We start from the raw sequence: 3,717 nt of genomic DNA, 5'->3' as shown, positions 1-3,717 counted from the left end.
AAATTGAATATGCAGCAGATTTGCAAGTAACGGGTAAGGTTGTATCCGCTCAAAGCAAACTACCATTGATGGGTGTTAGTATAACTGAGAAGGGAACATCCAAAGGTACAGCAACGAATGCTAATGGAGAGTTCTCTATCAATGTAGCAAACGCTAAATCAATTTTGGTCTTTTCTTTTGTTGGTTACTCTACTCAAGAAGTTGTTATTGGGAACCGAAGTCAACTAAATATTAGTTTGACCGAAGATGATAAAGCACTTGATGAGGTCGTAGTAATTGGCTATGGTTCTCAAAAGAAGAGTGATTTAACTGGATCTGTTTCTTCTATTAAAAGTAGAGATCTTATTACTCAAGTAGCAATAAATCCGGTTCAAAGTTTATCTGGAAGAGCGGCCGGAGTTCAAGTTGTTCAAAATTCTGGCGAGCCAGGTTCCAATATTAGTGTAAGAATTAGAGGGGGCAATTCTATTTTAGGAAATAACGAGCCTTTATATGTGTTAGATGGTTTTCCACTAACTGGCGCACCGGCATCATTATCACCGAATGATGTTGAGTCAATTGAAGTTTTAAAAGATGCATCGGCTACTGCAATTTATGGATCGCGAGGTGCAAATGGTGTTGTACTAATTACATCAAAGAAAGGTAAAAATGGAGTTAGTAAAGTAGAGTTTGATAGTTTTTATGGTGTTCAAGAAGCAGCCAAAACAATTGATATGCTGAATGCAAAAGAATTTGCTCAGTTAGCAAATTTGAGAGCAACAAATGATGGAGATAGAGCCTTTTTTACAAATGAACAAATTAATTCATTTGGCGAAGGTACAAATTGGCAAAATGAGGTTTTACGAAAAGCGATAGTTCAAAATCATGTCATAAATATTTCAGGAGGAAATGAAAAAACTCAGTATTCACTTTCTGGTAACTATTTTAATCAAGAGGGTATTTTAATTGGATCGAATTTTTGGAGAGGCCAAGTAAGAACCAATTTGCAACATCGTATAAATAACATATTTTCCGTATCGTTTAATAGTGTAATAAATAGAACTCAACGTAATTCATTGAATAGTGACAATACGGTTCGTGGAGCTGGAGTTTTATCAGGTGCATTAATTGCCCCGCCAACTCTTACCCCCCTTAATGCTAACGGCGAATATAACTCAATTAGCTCCTATGCATTTAGTCCGGATGTTGCTGAAAATCCATTGGCAATGGGATTGGAAAGAAAGCAATTAGGGACAAATAATGGTGTTTTGGCTAATTTGGGTTTAACAGCTAACATCTTGCCTGACTTAGTTTTTACAAGCACGGCTGGTATTGAATACAATGTAAATAGATCTGACTTGTATTCTCCAACTATACTAAAGTTATCGGCTACTGGAGTAGCCTCAACTGGATATTCAGAGTTAACAAGTGTTGTTAATGAGAATTTTCTTACTTACACGAAAACACTTGGTAACGCACATAAAATAACAGCATTAGGTGGTTTGACTTATCAGAATACTCTTAATAGTGGGGTAGTTGCAAGTTCAACAGGTTTTTTAAATAACGTTTTATCAAATTATAATTTACAGTCTGGTAGTGGACCGGGAATACCTACATCATTTTTAACGGAGTTTTCAATCCTATCTTATTTAGGAAGATTAAATTATTCATATAACGATAAATATTTAGTGACTTTTAGTGCAAGAACGGATGGCTCATCTAGATTTGGACGTGAAAATCGCTGGGGTTATTTCCCTTCTGGAGCCGTTGCCTGGAGAGTAAGTGAAGAGGACTTTTTGAAAAACAGTAAAGTTATATCAGATTTAAAATTTAGGGCTGGCTGGGGAATAACAGGTAGTACCGCAGTTAATCCATACCAGTCTCTTCAAACGCTTAATAGTACCCAAACAGTGTTTGATAGAAAACTGTTTATAGGTTTTGCACCTAGTCCGATTCAGCCCAACTCTGCTTTAAAGTGGGAAACAACCGCCCAATTTAATGTTGGAGTCGATGCAAGCTTTTTAAATAATCGTTTTCAATTTAGCATAGATTTATATGATAAGATAACATCTGATTTATTAGCTAATGTTAATTTGCCAACATCAACTGGGTATACAACAGTGACAAGAAATGCTGGTAAAATTCAAAATAAGGGTATTGAGTTGACAGCAGGGGCTAAAATTTTGGATGGTAATTTCAAATGGGATGTAGATGGAAACATATCATTTAATAGAAGTGAAGTATTAGAGTTAAATAAAGGAACAGATATTCTGAGTGCTCCAAGTACAAACCCATTTTTAGTTTCTGCCAGTTTGAACAGGGTAGGTCAGCCAATGAACGCATTTTTTGGTTTTGTTGAAAATGGTTTGGACGGTAATGGAAATATCAGATATGTTGATCAAGACGGAAACAACACAATTAATGATCGAGACAGAGTAATTATTGGTGATCCTAATCCTGATTTCATCTTTGGATTTAACTCTCGTATGTCATACAAAAACTTTGAATTGACAGCATTTATAAGTGGTGTTCAAGGAAATCAGATACTAAATTTTAATAAAAAAGATGTAGCTGATGGATTTGCATTTGGAATTAATCAGGTAAGAGACGTTTTAGGAAATTATTGGACAAGAGAGAATCCCAATCCTAATGCCCGATATCCTCGAATTAGTAGAACTACAACATACAGATTATCAGATAGATATGTTGAGGACGGGTCGTTTATTAGGCTTCGCAATGTGCAGCTAGCTTATAACCTTCCCACAAGTAAAATTGGGATTAAAAGTTTAGGCTCAGCTCAAATTTATTTAGCCGGTCAAAATTTGTTTACAATTACTAATTATTCTTGGTATGACCCTGAGGTAAACACACAAGGAGGGGGCAATTCTACATCTCAAGGATTTGACACTTTTGGCTTTCCTGTTTCCAGAATGTTTACTGCTGGTGTGAGACTTGGTTTTTAATGTTTTAACAATTTAAAGGAATAGAAAATGAAATCTTTAAAATATTATTCATTGTTTTTTACTGCTATCTTTTTTCTTTCATCTTGTAATGATGTATTAGAAGAAATTCCTCGTGATCGACTAACTTCTGAATTGTTTTACAAAACAAAATCGGATGCTTTGGCTGCGGTTAATGCAATTTATCAACCCATCAGAACAACTGCATGTATGGGTCAATTTTATAATGCTCAACAAGATGTGATGTCTGACTATTCGACGGGAAGAGGGTCGTATATACCTGTTGGTAATTATCAAGGATTGGATGCCACTAATATTGGTCGTACTTCAGGAATTTGGATACAATTTTATGCCAGTATTAACTATGCTAATATTGCTATTCAACAAATACCGAATATTCAGATGAATACAACGGAGCAAAATGCCTTAGTTGCAGAAGCAAGATTCATGAGAGCGTTTTGTTATTATCAATTAGTTCGAAATTGGGGGGCAGTTCCATTAAGATTAGAACCTACAACTTCAGAAAAGCAAATTGCCGCTCCAAGGGCTTCCGTTGCGTCTGTTTATAACGCAATCATTGAAGATTTGAAAGCTGGAGAAACAGCATTACCAGATGCTGCGCCTCAAGCAGGTAGACCCAATAAATTAGCTGCTACGGCTATGTTAGCTGATGTATATTTGACCCAAGAAAAGTGGGAATTAGCTAGAGATAAATCCGAACAAGTTATATCATCAGGGAAATATGCTTTGGTTGAGGTATCTAAAGCAGATGATTTTG

At 35.8% G+C, this 3,717-nt stretch carries 2 protein-coding genes; both read left to right on the top strand.

Annotated elements, in window-relative coordinates; translation table 11 throughout:
* Positions 1-2,942 (top strand): SusC/RagA family TonB-linked outer membrane protein (locus tag ACIQZ2_RS11615; RefSeq protein ID WP_395769017.1); only part of this gene is annotated, 2,942 nt, incomplete at its 5' end.
* A 27-nt stretch (positions 2,943-2,969) separates the two neighbouring features.
* Positions 2,970-3,717 (top strand): RagB/SusD family nutrient uptake outer membrane protein (locus tag ACIQZ2_RS11610; RefSeq protein ID WP_395769016.1); only part of this gene is annotated, 748 nt, incomplete at its 3' end.

This window comes from Aquirufa sp. (assembly GCF_044342065.1).
Taxonomy (GTDB): domain Bacteria; phylum Bacteroidota; class Bacteroidia; order Cytophagales; family Spirosomataceae; genus Aquirufa.
This window is presented reverse-complemented; position numbering and strand designations above follow the sequence as displayed.